The organism is Streptomyces sp. bgisy159, assembly GCF_965341775.1.
Lineage (GTDB): Bacteria > Actinomycetota > Actinomycetes > Streptomycetales > Streptomycetaceae > Streptomyces.
Map to the genome: position 1 here is coordinate 1 of NZ_CBDQZH010000129.1, position 798 is coordinate 798.

Sequence of the window (798 nt, forward strand, 5' to 3'; positions counted from 1 at the left end):
AAGAGGTCACCTTCCGTACCAAGCCCGCCCTGGCCCGCGCGATGCTGGAGCGGGCCCTCGCCGCGAAGCTGCCCTTTCGCTGGGTGACCGGCGACGAGGTCTACGGCCAGGACCCCCTCCTGCGCGGCTGGCTGGCCGAGCAGCGCCTGAGCTACGTGCTCGCGATCGCCTACAAGCATCGATGCGGGCCGCGCGGGCAGAACGCCCGTACCATCTCGGCGATCCTGCCGGAACATGCCTGGGAAATCCGCTCTGCCGGTGACGGCGCCCACGGCCTGCGTGAATACGCCTGGGCTCTGGTCCCGCTGCCCGGCGAGCGCGACGACGGTTTCGAAGACGCCCTGCTGATCCGCCGCAGCCTCGCCGACGGCGAGCACGCCTACTACCTCACCCACGCCCCGACAGGCACCGCGCTGGCGGAGATCGTGCGGGCCGCCGGCGCCCGCTGGGCAATCGAGGAGTGCTTCCAGGCCGCAAAGAACGAGGCCGGCCTCGACCACTACCAGGTACGCCAATACCCGGCCTGGTACCGGCACATCACCCTCGCCATGGCGGCTGCCGCACACCTGACTGCAGTCCGGGCCACGGCTCATGAAAAGGGGGACACGGCCGCGACCTGATCCGACTGAGCGTGAACGAGATCAGCCGCCTGCTGAGCAGATTCACCCACGCCATCCGGCACGAAGCCGGTCACATCCTGCACTGGTCACGCTGGCGCCGCCGCCATCAATACCGCGCCCGCCTCAGCCATTACCGCCGCCGAGGCCACCGCCCCCCGTAACTGCGGCTGCAGTACTA

The 798-nt window shown here is 69.7% G+C and carries 1 protein-coding gene; it reads left to right on the plus strand.

All coding sequences use genetic code 11. The features are described from left to right. Positions 1-620, plus strand: a 620-nt coding sequence (locus ACSLTV_RS36125) for an IS701 family transposase (protein WP_435613736.1), incomplete at its 5' end; no start/stop codon positions are given. Positions 621-798: the final 178 nt, after the last annotated feature.